This window comes from Methanobacterium sp. SMA-27 (genome assembly GCF_000744455.1).
Classification (GTDB): Archaea; Methanobacteriota; Methanobacteria; order Methanobacteriales; family Methanobacteriaceae; genus Methanobacterium_B.
Window position 1 is genome coordinate 461,386 of the sequence record NZ_JQLY01000001.1, and the last position, 13,918, is coordinate 475,303.

General features: G+C 29.8%; 15 protein-coding genes. 8 read left to right on the forward strand and 7 right to left on the reverse strand.

What is annotated here, in order from left to right; all coding sequences use genetic code 11:
- Positions 1 to 43: 43 nt before the first annotated feature.
- Genes DL91_RS13030 through DL91_RS02350 form a run of 3 tightly spaced genes read left to right on the forward strand, consistent with a single transcriptional unit; the run spans position 44 to position 2,232 of the window.
- Positions 44 to 1,084: a PAS domain S-box protein gene (locus DL91_RS13030; protein ID WP_081882570.1), complete on the forward strand. Its 1,041-nt coding sequence runs from the start codon at positions 44 to 46 to the stop codon at positions 1,082 to 1,084.
- Positions 1,085 to 1,131: 47 nt separating this feature from the next.
- The gene (locus tag DL91_RS14465; protein WP_369792062.1) at positions 1,132 to 1,239 is read left to right on the forward strand and encodes a hypothetical protein; all 108 of its coding nucleotides are present in this window, start codon (positions 1,132 to 1,134) and stop codon (positions 1,237 to 1,239) included.
- A 3-nt stretch (positions 1,240 to 1,242) separates the two neighbouring features.
- The gene (locus DL91_RS02350; protein ID WP_255343954.1) at positions 1,243 to 2,232 is read left to right on the forward strand and encodes a histidine kinase dimerization/phosphoacceptor domain -containing protein; all 990 of its coding nucleotides are present in this window, start codon (positions 1,243 to 1,245) and stop codon (positions 2,230 to 2,232) included.
- Between the two features lie 7 nt (positions 2,233 to 2,239).
- On the opposite strand, the gene DL91_RS02355 is transcribed toward DL91_RS02350, so the two are convergent.
- Together DL91_RS02355 and DL91_RS02360 are read right to left on the reverse strand one after the other, a co-directional pair.
- A complete protein-coding gene (locus tag DL91_RS02355; protein ID WP_048190087.1) occupies positions 2,240 to 2,875 on the reverse strand; it encodes a DUF998 domain-containing protein in 636 nt (211 codons plus the stop codon).
- A gap of 89 nt (positions 2,876 to 2,964) precedes the next feature.
- Complete coding sequence (locus DL91_RS02360) at positions 2,965 to 4,950, reverse strand: FUSC family protein (RefSeq protein WP_048190088.1); 1,986 nt, start codon at positions 4,948 to 4,950, stop codon at positions 2,965 to 2,967.
- 339 nt (positions 4,951 to 5,289) lie between these two features.
- Here DL91_RS02360 and DL91_RS02365 point away from each other — a divergent pair, with 339 nt between their 5' ends.
- Positions 5,290 to 6,105 (forward strand): ATP-binding protein, encoded by an 816-nt coding sequence (locus tag DL91_RS02365; protein WP_048190089.1) that lies wholly within the window; start codon positions 5,290 to 5,292, stop codon positions 6,103 to 6,105.
- A 113-nt stretch (positions 6,106 to 6,218) separates the two neighbouring features.
- On the opposite strand, the gene DL91_RS02370 is transcribed toward DL91_RS02365, so the two are convergent.
- Both DL91_RS02370 and DL91_RS13280 read right to left on the reverse strand, forming a co-directional pair.
- Positions 6,219 to 7,913 carry an ABC transporter ATP-binding protein gene (locus DL91_RS02370; RefSeq protein ID WP_048190090.1) on the reverse strand — a complete coding sequence of 565 codons (1,695 nt, stop codon included), beginning with the start codon at positions 7,911 to 7,913 and terminating at the stop codon, positions 6,219 to 6,221.
- Between the two features lie 157 nt (positions 7,914 to 8,070).
- Positions 8,071 to 8,235: a hypothetical protein gene (locus DL91_RS13280; RefSeq protein ID WP_156095888.1), complete on the reverse strand. Its 165-nt coding sequence runs from the start codon at positions 8,233 to 8,235 to the stop codon at positions 8,071 to 8,073.
- A gap of 494 nt (positions 8,236 to 8,729) precedes the next feature.
- Between DL91_RS13280 and DL91_RS02375 the strand changes: the two genes are divergently transcribed.
- The 3 genes from DL91_RS02375 (at position 8,730) to DL91_RS02385 (ending at position 11,478) form a co-directional block, all read left to right on the forward strand.
- The gene (locus tag DL91_RS02375; RefSeq protein ID WP_048190091.1) at positions 8,730 to 9,608 is read left to right on the forward strand and encodes a CBS domain-containing protein; all 879 of its coding nucleotides are present in this window, start codon (positions 8,730 to 8,732) and stop codon (positions 9,606 to 9,608) included.
- A gap of 259 nt (positions 9,609 to 9,867) precedes the next feature.
- Positions 9,868 to 10,773 carry a deoxyhypusine synthase gene (locus DL91_RS02380; protein ID WP_048190092.1) on the forward strand — a complete coding sequence of 302 codons (906 nt, stop codon included), beginning with the start codon at positions 9,868 to 9,870 and terminating at the stop codon, positions 10,771 to 10,773.
- Positions 10,774 to 10,872: 99 nt separating this feature from the next.
- Positions 10,873 to 11,478, forward strand: coding sequence for a hypothetical protein (locus tag DL91_RS02385; protein WP_048190093.1), 606 nt, complete (start codon positions 10,873 to 10,875; stop codon positions 11,476 to 11,478).
- Here the strand turns inward: DL91_RS02385 and pyrF are convergent.
- The gene (gene pyrF, locus DL91_RS02390; protein ID WP_048190094.1) at positions 11,413 to 12,063 is read right to left on the reverse strand and encodes an orotidine-5'-phosphate decarboxylase; all 651 of its coding nucleotides are present in this window, start codon (positions 12,061 to 12,063) and stop codon (positions 11,413 to 11,415) included. The two genes, DL91_RS02385 and pyrF, sit on opposite strands and share 66 nt — an antisense overlap.
- A 192-nt stretch (positions 12,064 to 12,255) precedes the next feature.
- Between pyrF and DL91_RS02395 the strand changes: the two genes are divergently transcribed.
- Positions 12,256 to 12,504, forward strand: coding sequence for a hypothetical protein (locus DL91_RS02395; RefSeq protein ID WP_048190095.1), 249 nt, complete (start codon positions 12,256 to 12,258; stop codon positions 12,502 to 12,504).
- 54 nt (positions 12,505 to 12,558) lie between these two features.
- Here the strand turns inward: DL91_RS02395 and DL91_RS02400 are convergent, their stop codons facing one another.
- The gene (locus DL91_RS02400) at positions 12,559 to 12,837 is read right to left on the reverse strand and encodes an ATP cone domain-containing protein (RefSeq protein WP_048190096.1); all 279 of its coding nucleotides are present in this window, start codon (positions 12,835 to 12,837) and stop codon (positions 12,559 to 12,561) included.
- A gap of 109 nt (positions 12,838 to 12,946) precedes the next feature.
- On the reverse strand, positions 12,947 to 13,708 hold the full coding sequence (locus DL91_RS02405) for a nitroreductase family protein (protein WP_048190097.1): 762 nt from the start codon (positions 13,706 to 13,708) through the stop codon (positions 12,947 to 12,949).
- Between the last annotated feature and the right edge of the window lie 210 nt (positions 13,709 to 13,918).

The following is a 13,918-nucleotide window of genomic DNA, read 5'->3' on the forward strand; positions in this document are numbered from 1 at the left end:
AAAATTAATAGATTAAATTACATAATAATTAATGTGAATAGTTATGTCCAAAGGAAAAATTCTAATTGTTGAAGATGAGAGCATAGAAGCATTAGATATTAAGCATGCTTTAGAATCATTTGGATACGAAGTTCCCAATATAGCAACCAGTGGCGAAGATGCTGTAGAACTAGCATTGGATATTAAGCCAGATCTGATTTTAATGGACATAATATTGAAAGGAAATACCGATGGCATAGCTGCTGCAGCCAAGATTAAAGAATTAAATATCCCTGTAATTTACTTGACAGCATATTCTGAAGAATCTAAAGTTAATAGGGCCCTCCTTACCGAGCCTTATGGATATATTATAAAACCCTTCGATCGAAACGAACTTAAATATACGATTGAACTGGCAATCTACAAGAATAAAATGGAAATGGAATTGAAGATCAGCGAAGAAAAATATAGAAGGCTAGCTGAAAATTCAAAGGATATGATTTACGTAATGTCGATACCCGATGGAAATTATCAGTATGTAAATCCAGCCGTTGAAAAAATAACAGAATTCTCTCCTGAAGAATTTTATAAATCAACTCGGCTATTAAAGAGTTATATTCATCCTGATCATAAAAATTACTACAAGAAAACATGGAAAAAACTCTTAAATGGCGAAACACAGTCTGCATATGAATATAAAATAGTTACCAAATCTGGCAAAGAAAAATGGTTAAACCAACGTAACACTATTATAACAGATAATGAAGGTAACCCTATAGCCATTGAGGGAACTGTAACAGACATTACTAAACGAAAAGAAATAGAGGAAGGTTTAAAAAAGAGAGAAATGGATTTTAACATCGAAAACAAGAAACTTCTCCGTGCTCAAAGAGTTGCTAAAATTGGTATTTGGGAAAATGATTTATCAACCAATGATCTTCTATGGTCTGAAGAAATGTATAGAATCATGGGTTTTGAACCGAATACACCTGTAAATTTAGTTGATGTTACTAAATTATTCCCTACAAAGGAATTTAAACGTTTCCAACAAGCTGTAGATGCTGCAATAAATAAAAACTCACCATACAGTATTGATTCAAAATAAACAAGAAAGATGGAACATTAATTTATATTCATGACGAAGGAGAAATTATCCGTAACCTTGAGGGCAAGCCTATATCAATGTTTGGAACAACTCAAGATATTACTGAACGCAAACTAGCTGAAAAATCTTTAAAGGAAAGTGAATCTAAATTCTGAAACCTGGTTGAGACAACTCCCGATATGATATGGGAAATTGATACACAAGGGATCTTCACATACATAAGTCCTCAATCTAATTCTATTTTAGGATGGTCACCACAGCAGGTTATTGGAAAAAGTATTTTTTCAATGATAAGACAGGAACATATACAAAAAATCAAAAAGTCATTCCAGACCCATATTGAAGGGACAAAGAAATTTAATGTACTTGAAGTTCCTGCAGAACATAGAAACGGTAGACATATTGTTATAGAAATCCATTCTGCAAAAGTTACAGATGATAATGGAAAGATTAAAGGATTTCAGGGAATCGCTAGGGATATAACAGAAAAAACAATTGCAACAAATAAATTGAAAACATCTATTAAAGAGAAAGACATTCTACTTCAAGAAATACATCATAGAGTAAAAAATAATATGCAGATCATATCTAGTCTTTTGAATCTTCAGATTAAATATATTAAAGATGATGAAGCTATAGATGTGCTTAAAGAAAGTCAGAATAGAGTTAAATCAATGGCCATGATACATGAAAAACTCTATCAGTCAAATGATTTTACAAGGATTAATCTAACAGAATATATTGAAAGTTTGGTTAAAGGATTGTTTTATTCATATTCTATTGACCAAGAAGAAATATCCTCAATTATTAATGTAGATAATGTAAGGTTAAATATTGAAACAGCAGTACCATGTGGTCTCATAATAAATGAACTTGTATCAAATAGTCTTAAACATGGATTTTCCAATGGGGAGAATGAAGAAGTCTACATTTCATTAAAGTTCATTGATGATAAATATGAGTTAATTATTGGAGATAATGGGATTGGGTTTCCTTCAAACATTGATTTTAAAAAAACAGATTCTTTAGGCTTGCAACTAGTGAATAATCTAGTAGGTCAAATTGATGGAGAAATTGAGTTAGATAACAGAAACGGAACAGAATTCAAAATAGTTTTCAACGAACTAAAATATAAATCAAGAATATAAAAAAAAATCATTGAATTTTAACACCATCTAATATGATTTTGTTATTATAAAGGATATATGATAGTGTTATAACCCATATCATGAATAAAAAGATGGTAATTCTCTCAAATAACCCTCCAAAGCCATTATTACTTGCAAGTGAAATAGCACCAGCTCCTCCTGAAAGTAAAATCAATATAGATGTTGCATAAGAATACCAGGTAAATATTTTCATTTTAGAATATTTTTTAAAACTTAATCCAATAAGTAATATTGATATTATTGTTAATGCAGCTGTTATTCCCGATAATAGTATGTGAAGAGTACCATATAATGTAGCGGGAGTACCTCTCGGATCTTGTGTAAAAACAAGTACCAATAACCCAAGAATTCCTATAATGACCAGCATGATTGTGGCACTATTATATTTTTTACTATTAATGTTGCTATCAAGATATGCTCCTGAACCAAAGATTAAGAGAGATATGTTATAAAAGCCAAAGAGAATGTCTAGTAAAATTTTATTTGGAGCATTGGCCATTGTAAGTTCGCTTATAGCATTATAAAGGGCACTATAATCATGTCTAATTGCCCCACCAATAAAAACTGCTATTATATACACTAACGGTCCAATAATTCCAAATAGTGGATAAATTTTTTTCATTGTATACTCCATTTGATGATGTTAAGAATTTGTTTATAGTTAAAGTATTAATTTAATATATTTTTAGTTAGATATAAAACATTTAAATATTAGGTTAATTTACGATATCTTTGGAGTGCTCCTGTTTCATTAGCTATTTCTAATCCCTTTTGTATTAACTGTAGATCAGATATTATCCAGTTAATAATTTGATCTAGGTCAGTAACTTCAATATTGCCATATCCCTTTGAAAAATTATTTAAAGATATCTTTAAAGGTTTTAAATCGCCATTTAAAAAATTTTCAATGTTATGGAGCATATTTTTTATTTCAACAAACTTAGATTCAAAATTTGCTGATACATCCTCATTTTTATTAAATATTGCAGATAAAGCAAGTAAATCTGCAGCCAATTTATTATTTGAAGCTATAATCTCCTGATATAACTCTAGATCGTCGTTTATATCTTTATAGGAATCTTCTAATTTTTTAACTGCTGCTTCTAAATTATTTTCCTCTTTCATATAATTATTAAAGCATTTAGAGACTTTCTTATTATTAATTTTCTTTTTAAATGCCATTAAAATTTGATTAGCAGTATTTATATTGAACTGAATTGTACGAAACAATTGATTTGGTAGATTTACATTAACTCTGCTGGGTAAAATAATGTATGCACATATAAATGCAATAATCCCGCCTAAAGCAATATCTACTAATCTTGATATTGCATTATCGAATACAGTTCCAGTTGGCCATATTAAAACTATGAACACAGTAATCGCCATCACAGAAAATCCCATATAATTAGGATAGAAAGCTCTAAATAAAAATAGCATAATAAAAGCTAGCCAAATTAATAAATTATGTGGAAATATGAATGAAAAAATTATAGCCAATATTATGGCAAATAAATTAAATCCAACCCTTGAAATTAAATTATCAACTGTACTCGAGATATCGGGTTTTAAAATGATCAAAACGCCCATTGTTATCCAAACTGCGCTTCTTTCTCGGGTTAAATATACAAAAATTAGTGAAATAGTAATTGCTATAGTAAACCGGATTGCATGGCGAATATATAGATTGTTTAAATGAAAATTAGCATCCAAAACTTCTCTAAGAGATTTTTTATATGCTTTTATTACTTTCTTCTCCCTTCCCCAGTCCCCAGATAGTATTGTATTGCTTTCAAAAAGGATATCCCGGATACCATGAGAAATATCCATTACAGTTTCACTATTGTCACTATTTTTTACAAATTGTGATTCAAGAGTTAAAAGTTCGGTATCTATAGCACTCAAATTGACTGGACCTTTATCATTATTGAAATGATCTCCAATTTTAAAAGCAAATTCATCTGAATGATTTAAAAAGTTATTGAAGTATTTATGTTGTTTAGGAGTTAATCTTGCAACAATAAGATTGCTGTATTTCCTTAAAATTTTAAAGTAACTTCCAAATTTAAAAATATTAATATAATCCATACGAAGCGGAATATCAGATAAAATATTTTTTACAGAAAAAATATTTTGAATATTTGTCTCAGGATTGAATCCTATTGTTACCATTTTACGAATTTTCTTCTTTTCAAACCATATCTTAGGAATAAAAAGCACAGATGCAACTAAATAGGATAATAATGCATATATTGTCCAATCGAAAGTATTAGATTGATTATTAACCAATAATACTGCTAAAAAATATATTAAAAAGAATGTAAAACCCAAAGAGCCTTCAACGCTTCCAAAAATGTAGAGTGAAATACCGAAAAAGGCCCAAATAACAGTAAAGAATATAAATATTCCAATATTTGAAAGAGATAACGATGCACTAACAAAAGCCAGCACAGTCATAAAAAACCCTAAAAATGTTAAAATAGCGACTTTTCTAAGTGGGAGTGAAGTTTCAATTATTATTGTAGCTATAAGAGTTACAAACATTATGGCCATTATTCCATTATCCAAACCCATAAATTTGGCAACTATGGCTGCAATGATCATTAAAAAAATAGCCCTGAAGGCTTGTCCCCATTGAGGTCTGCCTTTTGGTTTTGAAAGTCTTTTAAATCTATTCCAAAATCCTTTTTTCTTCAATTAAAATCTCCAATATCTTTTTCTGAATAGGATTTTCATTTTTATTATTATTATAACTTTCTAACAAAATTAGATGATTTTAAGGGCAGAATAATCATGATACAATTATATATCTTGTTATGAAATATATTTTATTAATTGTAAACTTTAAAATTAGCTTTGAGGGTAAATAAAATATTATATAATGATTTTTAAACTTTAAGTAAATTATATCAATTCCTTTCAATATAATATAAATTATTCATACTATCCATTATTCTAAATTGGATATGGTTAGATCTAAATTTCATAATTACCAGTTTGTTTATATTTTATCATCCATTTAGTGGAGGAAATTTTATGAAAAGAGATATTATAAAGATCAATGAAGAGAAGTGCATTGGTTGTGGGGACTGTATTCCTGGCTGTCCTGAGGGTGCTTTACAAATTATTGATGGAAAGGCAAAACTGGTTAGTGATTTATTCTGTGATGGTTTAGGAGCATGTATTGGAACATGTCCACAAGATGCCATAGAAATTGAGCAGAGAGAAGCTGAGCCATACGTTGAACGTAATGTAATGAATAATGTTATCAAAGAGGGGCCTAATGTAATAAAGGCTCATTTAAAGCACCTTAACGATCATAATCAAATTGATTATCTTAATCAGGCCATTAATTTTTTAAAAGATAAAAATATTGAAATTCCCGACTATGAAAGTGAAAAAACATTTACTTGTGGTTGTCCAGGTTCGATGGAAACAGATTTAACTAATAATCAAGCTCAAAATGATAAACGTGTTAACCTTAGAGGAGAACTTCGAAACTGGCCAGTACAACTGCAGCTTATAAATCCTAACGCTCCTTATTTAAAAAATTCTAATCTTTTAATTGCAGCAGACTGTGCACCCTTTGCTTATGCAAATTTCCATCAGAAATTTTTGAAAGATAAAATTTTGATCATACTATGCCCCAAACTGGATAAGACAATAGAACAGTATGTTGATAAGTTAGCAGAAATTTTTAGTAAACAAAATATAAAATCCATATCTATTGTACATATGGAAGTACCATGCTGTTCTGGTATTGAAGTAATTGTGCAAAGGGCACTTAAAAAAGCTCAGAAAAATATAATTATTAAGGATTACACAATTTCCATAAATGGAGAAATAATATAAAAAACAGGTTAATCATCAATAAATTGAGCGAATTAAAACTTTTGATAATGTAATACTAATTTTTAAAATAAATATTTTTTTTATTAAGAGCTTACTATAATGGAACGGGATTGTTAATTTTTTGGAGAAATATCTGCAGATGGTGAATTCAATGTATTCAATGGATCATCCAATTCCTCTTCGGGTTCTAAATAGATTATGTTACTTTCAAAATCTATTTCATTGCTGTTATGGGTAACTATTATAATGGTCTTGTCAGTTTTAAGTTCATCAATTACCTGGTTGATAGATTCCCTCGAATCTTTATCTATGGATTTTGTTACTTCATCTAAAAGTATAATTGGCGAATTTTTCAAGACGGCCCTTGCAAGTGCTATTTCCTGCTTTTCACCACTTGAAAGCATTAATCCATCTTCTCCCACTTCAGTATCATATTTATTTGGTGTACTTTCAATGAATTCATGTATTTTAACTAGTTTTGAAACCCTTATGATTTCTTCCTTTCCTGCATCTAAATTACCAATTTTAATGTTTTCATATATGGAACCATCAAACATGTATGGATCTGAAAAGATCATGGAGATATTTTTTATTAATCCATCTCTTTTAATTTCTACAATATCTTGTCCATCTACTTTAATGCTACCTTTTTCAATAGGATAAAGTAAGCAGATTAGTTTGAGTATTGTACTCTTTCCTGAGCCATTGTCTCCTACAATATAATTTAAACCATTTTTAAATGTTGCATTAAACCCTTTTAGAATGTATCTGTTATCATATGAAAACCAGACATCGTCAAATTTTATTTCTCCATTGGTAATAGTAATCTCTCTATCCAAACCTTTTTCAGGTTCCATATCCATAACTTCTTTAATCCTATCAAAGGCAGGTAATGAACTTTTATAGGAAGTCCATATACCAGATAACTGGGAAATTGGTGAGAAAAATATTGAAGTGTATGAAAGGAAAGCTGTGAATGTTCCAAGGCTAATAGACCCGTCTAGTACCATGTAACCACCAAAGGTAATTAGTAAAACTATTGGGACTCCCAGTATTAATGAACTTAATGAAGAATTTAACGAGGAAGTTTTGGTATAATTTATAGAAATTCCATAATAATTATCCATTTGATTAGTTAATCTATTTTGGGACCATTTTTCCAGATTAAATACTTTTACAAGAGGTATTATCGAAAGATTTTCCTTTAAAAAGGAATAGATTGAAGCATTAATTTCCAAAAAAGCTTTTTGTATAGCTTCCATTTTATTTCCAAATATAGTTGATGATAGTAAAAATAATGCAACCGGACTCATAACAATAAGGGCTAACTGATAGCTGAGTGTTAGCATTATCACAAAAGGAACAATTATACTAACTATGCTCATAAAAAACTGTGGTAGTATTCTAACAGGGATATTTATTGCAATCTGTGTGTTACCCATTATACGGGTTATCATATCTCCTACTTTGATGTTTTGGGTACTTTTTAGTGATGCGAATTGAACGACATTAAATGCATTTTCAGATACTTCCTTTAACAACACTAAACTTAATTTTCCAGATACATAACTGTTAAAATAACTTGAAATTGCTGATATAATATACATTCCAATGATTCCAATAATAATGTAGATGAATAGATCGAGCATTCGTGCAATAAATACTTGATCAACAAGGGCTCTTATCAGTAAAGGACTAATAAATGAGAATAATAATGTTGAAAAGCCTAGAGCAAATATGAGTACTAAAGTTAAAATATGTGGTTTCATAAATTTACTGAAGAAAAATTTGAAACTATCTTTGAACATAATTTTCACTTGTACAGACATCAATTATACTTTTTTTATTCATCTATGAAAATAAGAAAAAATTGAATGTTAATTTCAGTAATATGAAAATATAAAGAGATAGAATTAAATTCAATTTAAATTAATCATATTTGACAAAAATCTAATAAAATTAAATCTACCAACTAAATGGACACCACCATTTACCGTAGCTTGAGCAGTTAACTCTGTCGCATGCCCATCCATTTACAGTACCGGCAGATTGTGCAGACATTTTACATCCTAATGAGTTACTACCGCTTTTTAAATTTAGTGAATTACCCATTCCAATTGCATCTTCCATGTTATAATTCCCCCTTTAATAGTCTAATTATACAATGATTATAGATATATATAAATATATAAACTTTTACATATTAATTTATAAATTAATAATAATAATGTTCAAAATAATAACTACTAATCCTTTAAAACCATAAATGTAATTAAAAAAGCAAATAATTCCATTTACATATGTTTTTATATTTTAAACTTTAAATATGGATTAATATTTATTTTATGAATAGTATATTAACTAAAAGTAGTCAATTTACACTTTGAATTATTTTTGGAGGTATTGTAATTATTTAAATGTATAATAATAAAATTTATTGAGAATAATGCTTTGGATTAATGTTAATTTTTGCAAGTTGTATTTTTGAGGGTTGTTGGACCATGGTTATCAGTAATGCACAGTAATAATTGCAGATTAAAAAGTAAAACCTATATATCATGAATAAACATAACAAATAAATAATTATAATTATAAATAATAATAAATTATTAAAGGTGATTTGAATGCTCACATCCGTCCAGAAGGAAATATTACAGAGCTTGATAAATTTGTACAGGAATGCAGATGCCTCCATTAAGGGAGAAGAAATTGCAGAGATTATGAACCGTAATCCTGGCACAATAAGAAATCAGATGCAGTCTTTAAGAAGTTTAGGTCTTGTAAAAGGTGTTCCGGGCCCTAGGGGAGGTTATAAGCCTACTATTAAAGCATATCACACCTTGAATATCCAAGCATCTGATAATCAAACATTAGTTCCAATTTATAGAGATGGAAAAAAGGTTAAAGATATAACTGTCTCCCAAATTGAATTTACAAGTATAACTCACCCGGGAGAATGTGAAGCAGCAATAAAAGCTGTAGGAAACATTAAATACCTTGATCTTGGGGATGAAATCAGGATAGGTCCAACACCTGTCAACAAACTTGTTGTGGATGGTGTTGTTGTTGGAAGGGATGATATGGATAATATTCTTCTTTTAGATACTACTGCAATAAGAAGCATACCAAAAAAGACAGTTCTTGAAGTTGCTACCATAGATCTAATCAAACTTGATGGATCTGACAGTATAAAAAAGGCTGCAAAGATATTAACGGATAAAGATATTGAGGGTGCGCCTGTGATTGAAGATGGACATGTTATTGGAATTTTAACACTATCCGATATAACCAGAGGTATTGCAGAAAGTAAAGAAAATCGCACTGTTTCTAATGTAATGTCCAAACATATCATAACAGTTGAAAAGGATGTTATGATTGCAGATGCTATTGAAATGATGAATAAAAATAAAATAGGAAGACTAATTGTTGTAGACGAAGATGTGAATCCAATTGGTATAGTTACAAGAACAGATTTACTTGATCAAATAGCGGGACTCAGATAAGGATACTTAATAATTGTTATAGTACAATTTCTAAATTACTGATACATCTGAAAATATTAATTTTAAATACTCTATGTATCAAAATACTCTTATCAATCCATTTTAATAAAATTAATTTTAAATTATATTCTTATTTTATTATTCAATCAAGTTAGAATTTTTAAATTAACGATATTTAGATTAATAATATGGATGAAAAACGAAAATATTCCATATAATCACATAAAATTAAGGTTGTGAAAAACTGAAAATAGAGCAAATGGAAGTAAAGGAGAAAATGAGTGTATTAGAACTCATTGAACAGATGGGAGGATCTGGAGTTCTTGGTGCTGGAAGAATGTATCAAGCAACAAAACTCCTTTCAGAAGTTCTTGAGGATGAGGATACCGCTGTTTTCATGAGCGTTGCAGGACCCATGGTGCCTGGAGGACTTAGAAAAGTTATAAGAGACATGATTAATAATGGAATGATCGATGTTCTAATAACAAGTGGTGCAAACATAACCCACGATCTGCTTGAAGCTTTTGGAGGAAGACATTACAAGGGCATGAAAGAGGACGATGAAACACTATGTCAACAAGGGATCGGTCGGATCGGAGATATTTATACAAAATCTGAAGATTTCGAAGTGTTTGAACACGAAATCACCGAAATCTTGGCAAAAATAACAGAAAAAGATAAATATCTTAGCATAAGGGAATTCTTAACCAAAATTGGAAGTTCCATTACAGATGAAAATTCAATACTCAGGACAGCTTCAAAAAGAAATATTCCAATTTATGCTCCAGGATTAATTGATAGTATGCTTGGACTGCAGTTATGGATGTTTACACAAGATAATAAACTTCATCTGGATGCATCAGGAGATATGAGTGAATTATCTGACATAGTTTTTAGTACAAAAAAAGTTGCAACAATTATACTTGGTGGTGGACTTCCAAAACATTATGCGTTGGCATCAAATCTTTTAAAGGGTGGTGTTGATGCAGCCATACAAATCACAATGGACAGAGGAGAAACAGGAAGTTTAAGTGGAGCGCCACTTGAAGAAGCCAAGTCATGGTCCAAGGCTAAGGCCGGTTCAAATCTTGTAACTGTTATCGGCGATGCAACAATAATATTCCCATTGATGCTGGCGGGTGCACTGGAGATGAACAAAAAATAATTGGCTAAAAATTTTGACCCAAAAAAATCTTATGGGTCAACAATAAACCATTACAATACTAATTATCTTTTTTTAAGATATTATTATGGGATTTAAAAAATGAACATTGAACCAATACTTTATCCACTATCAGGATTTTTAATGAAACTTTCTGATGATGCTTATGATAAGAAAAAGAATATAACAATTGCAGTTTTTGCAGGGATATTCTGTGGTTTATTCATTGGCTATTTGGCAGTTACAAGTGCAGATGCAGCGTGTATATTCATAGCAATCCTTATTGGTACACTACTATCATTGAAGGTTGATAGTTTAAACCATATTGCAGCCTTGTTATTATTTGTTTTAATAATCGTTTACATTGGAATTCCAACTATAGGGATAGTAACACTTTTGTTTTGTTCTGTTGCAGCATTCCTAGATGAAATAGGAAACGATAATAAATGGATCAAAAATAAGAAGAAAATAAAGAAATTTTTTAAATATAGATTTAGCCTTAAGATCACAGTAATGATATTTGCTTTTTTAGGACTTCTTCAAAACATGTTTCCAGCACTAAGAATTCCAGGTGTTCAATATTTTTTATTTCAAACATTTATTTATTTCATATTATTTGATCTGTTTTATGAACTAGCAGGTTTAAAATTTGATATCATTTATAATGGACTTAATAGCTTTTTCAGGGTTATCCGAAGAGTAGATTGAACGTCCAACTATTATAGCATCTGCAAATTTTAATGTTTGATTTGGATCGCCACCTTGTACACCAACACCTGGAGATATTATGAAAGAATCTTCTCCAACAACAGATCTTATTTTCTTTAATCTATTGAGTTTGGTTGACGGTGCAACATAATTTTTCAAACCCATATCCACACCCATAGAAGCAATTTCCTCTGATGCAATCTGAAGGAACCTAGATGCTCCAGGATGGGACATTTCTGTTAATAGAAATATTTCTCTACTAAATTTTTGTGCAGAATCAACACAGGCCTTTACACTATCTTCGCCAACAAAGCCATGGACAATTATTGCATCTGCTCCAGCTTTAAACGTTAGATCTGCAATTTTAGTGTTAGTTTCAGGGATATCTGCAACTTTAAAATCTGCTATTACTTTGCAATCAAATTCTTCTTTGACAATAGATATTGATTCTAAGCCCTCTGCCAGTACAAGAGGATAACCGATCTTTATGGTGTCAATATGTTCTCTTACACATCCTGCAACTTTCATTGCTTCTTCAATTGTTTGAAGATCCAGTGCAAGTATTATCCGATTTTTTATTTCCATGAATAATAATAAGTTGAATTTGTTTAAATGGTTTTTGAATCAATCATAAATATTGATGTTAAATTGTCAGATTTGACATATATTAAATAAGTTAAATAATAAAAGACAAATACCAATAAAAAATTCAAATAAATAAAATAAACATATTCTAAATTTCAATTTAATAAAATCATAAAATTAAAGGACGATGAGATGAACCAGGAAAAATTAAAGGGCATAGTAGCAGCTATTCTAACATTTATAGTTGTAGGGCTTCTTGCTGTTCAAGCAATGTACTACCTCAAGGGATACCCACCAGGAACTGATATGTTAAAACACCAGTTTCTTGCAGCGATTGGATTTTTAATTGGTATAGTTGCTGCTTCATATGTTTACACATATGTTCAAGGGGATGATAAATCATCATGGCTATACGGTGAAGGGGAAGAAGAAAAAAAATAATTTTTTTATTTATTTTGAATTATCATTGAAAACAGTAAAATTTTTAATAACCAATTATCTTGACTTGTATTTACTATCAAATCTTCGAACTGACTTGGCTATGTAAGGCTCGCATTTGTCTAACTCTGTTAAAAGACACATTCTAATGGTTTCAGTATTGATCTCTTGTTTATCGTCTAATTTTTTATTGATATTGGAAAACACTTCATTGATAATTTCATTTTTTTCTTCTAAACTGTAACCTGCATTAATAGTTGCCTTTTGAAGAGAACCTTTAATTTTATCTGGATTAAATGGTTCTTTTGTACCTTTCCTTTTAATTACATCGGTCATTAACTCACCTTCCTTATTAATTGGGTTTTTATAACGATATATTATAAACAAAGTCCATAATACTATAAAATCCTTAATCTTATTAGAATTTGTATCTTGTTTGATTATTCTATTCCATAGAAAACTTTAATGTGGCATAGTAAGTATAACCCTTGGGAGAATCCTTTTTTTCATCTTTATCAAATATTATTTGGATTTTTTTCCCGAAATGTTCTGCAGCAACCTTCAGATGATAAATTGAAATCCCTACGTCAATGGGAATATATTTATTTACAACCATGGCCTTTAAAAAGTTTGGTTTTATAGAATAAACACTAATTGCAGTATCATTTCCTGTAAAAAACCATGGTTGACTATTTGTAGCTGAAGGCGCAAGTCTTGTTGCTTCCAACAAGTTATCCGCCCCATTTACTTTACTTATCTTTTCAATGGGCTTTCTCTTAAATTCATTCACACTGTCTCTGTATAATGGATCTAGAGGTTTTCCAAAGGCCATTAATATTATGAATTTAAGATTTGAACCGTTTAATATTTCTGCCTTGGGTATTGGAATTCCCTGCCAGCAAGATCCAATTCCATTTGACGAGAAAAAAAGATCCATCTGTTGAAGCATAAAACCAACATTAGTTAAGTATCCTTCGGAGGTGTCTGAAAATACAGCAAGATAATGTGGTGCTTTTTTCATAAATCTCTGTTTAACATCCTCTGTGGAAATGATCTTTATTTCAGTTTTTATGTTACTGAAAAGGGGAATTAAATTATCAACTTCTTCAGAAATCTCTTTTAAATTATTATTGTCAAGTGGATTGAGATCATAATTTCTAATGGACTTTCTTTTAAAAATAATTGGATAATAATCATCTTTTTTCATGTTAATTCACCATTTACCTTAAACAATATTATCTTTCAAACAAACTACTCCTCAAATTATATTATAATGATATGAAATTTATACCTCAATAAATTATTCTCTTATAAAAATAAGTTTTAAAATGATCTAACCACAAAATTAAATCAACTTTATTTTATTTTTTCTCAACCAAAATGGAAATATATATAAACTTGATTACAGTAACCTAAT

What these genes read in the sequence shown, in the direction of transcription:
- DL91_RS02400 (WP_048190096.1), bottom strand. Translation starts at nt 12,837, where the DNA reads ATGACCGATGTAATTAAAAGGAAAGGTACAAAAGAACCATTTAATCCA.
- DL91_RS02375 (WP_048190091.1), top strand. Translation starts at nt 8,730, where the DNA reads ATGCTCACATCCGTCCAGAAGGAAATATTACAGAGCTTGATAAATTTG.
- DL91_RS02365 (WP_048190089.1), top strand. Translation starts at nt 5,290, where the DNA reads ATGAAAAGAGATATTATAAAGATCAATGAAGAGAAGTGCATTGGTTGT.
- DL91_RS02405 (WP_048190097.1), bottom strand. Translation starts at nt 13,708, where the DNA reads ATGAAAAAAGATGATTATTATCCAATTATTTTTAAAAGAAAGTCCATT.
- DL91_RS02355 (WP_048190087.1), bottom strand. Translation starts at nt 2,875, where the DNA reads ATGAAAAAAATTTATCCACTATTTGGAATTATTGGACCGTTAGTGTAT.
- DL91_RS13030 (WP_081882570.1), top strand. Translation starts at nt 44, where the DNA reads ATGTCCAAAGGAAAAATTCTAATTGTTGAAGATGAGAGCATAGAAGCA.
- DL91_RS02380 (WP_048190092.1), top strand. Translation starts at nt 9,868, where the DNA reads ATGGAAGTAAAGGAGAAAATGAGTGTATTAGAACTCATTGAACAGATG.
- DL91_RS13280 (WP_156095888.1), bottom strand. Translation starts at nt 8,235, where the DNA reads ATGGAAGATGCAATTGGAATGGGTAATTCACTAAATTTAAAAAGCGGT.
- pyrF (WP_048190094.1), bottom strand. Translation starts at nt 12,063, where the DNA reads ATGGAAATAAAAAATCGGATAATACTTGCACTGGATCTTCAAACAATT.
- DL91_RS02395 (WP_048190095.1), top strand. Translation starts at nt 12,256, where the DNA reads ATGAACCAGGAAAAATTAAAGGGCATAGTAGCAGCTATTCTAACATTT.
- DL91_RS02370 (WP_048190090.1), bottom strand. Translation starts at nt 7,913, where the DNA reads ATGTTCAAAGATAGTTTCAAATTTTTCTTCAGTAAATTTATGAAACCA.
- DL91_RS02385 (WP_048190093.1), top strand. Translation starts at nt 10,873, where the DNA reads ATGAACATTGAACCAATACTTTATCCACTATCAGGATTTTTAATGAAA.